Below are 714 nucleotides of genomic sequence, written 5' to 3' on the forward strand. Positions count from 1 at the left end.
AGAAGCCGTCCATGGCGACGACCTCCAGGCCGTCGCGCCAGGCCTTGGGCCGTTCGGCGAGCCAGGTCTTGAAGGCCTGCTTGGAGCGGCCTTCGACCATGGCCAGCAGCCGCGACGGGCCGGTCTTGTCGCGGACCGGAGTGAGGTCGATGACGACGGTGACGAACTTGTCGCCGCGGCGGGTGTGACGCCAGACGTGTTCATCGACGCCGATGACCTTCACGTCGTCGAAGCGGGCCGGGTCATCAAGCAGGACGCGCTGGCCTTCGGCGAGGACGGCGTCGTTGGCGGTGTCCCAGGACACGGCCAGGGCCTCGGCGAGGCGGGCGACGGTGAGGTGCTGGCAGACGAGGCCGACCAGGGCCCAGCGCAGCGCAGTCCGGGACAGCTTCGCGCGAGGTTCGGCGGCGCGGCTGGTGTCCTGGCGCCAGACATGTCCGCAGCCGGTGCACTTGTAGCGGCGGATCGTGACCAGAAGCGTCGTCGGGCGCCAGCCCAACGGCTCGTGCGCCAAGCGCCGGGTCACGGTGTCCCGCGGGCTGCCTTCGCAGCCGCAACGCCGGCACCAGCGCGCCGCATCGTCCTCCTCGACACGGCAGGCAAGCACCGCCCGGTCCGGCTCCAGTTTCTGCCCCACGACGACGAGACCGAGCTCGTCGAGGCGGCAGAACGTCGTCACATCAGGGGTCGCGAAGGTAGCGTCAAGCACGTCGA

At 70.4% G+C, this 714-nt stretch carries 1 protein-coding gene; it reads right to left on the minus strand.

Annotated features, from left to right (window positions below; translation table 11 throughout):
• Positions 1 to 709: transposase (locus N866_RS19120; RefSeq protein WP_173406184.1), on the minus strand; the 709-nt coding region annotated here is incomplete at its 3' end.
• Between the last annotated feature and the right edge of the window lie 5 nt (positions 710 to 714).

It is taken from the genome of Actinotalea ferrariae CF5-4 (assembly GCF_000603945.1).
GTDB classification, from domain to species: Bacteria; Actinomycetota; Actinomycetes; order Actinomycetales; family Cellulomonadaceae; genus Actinotalea; species Actinotalea ferrariae.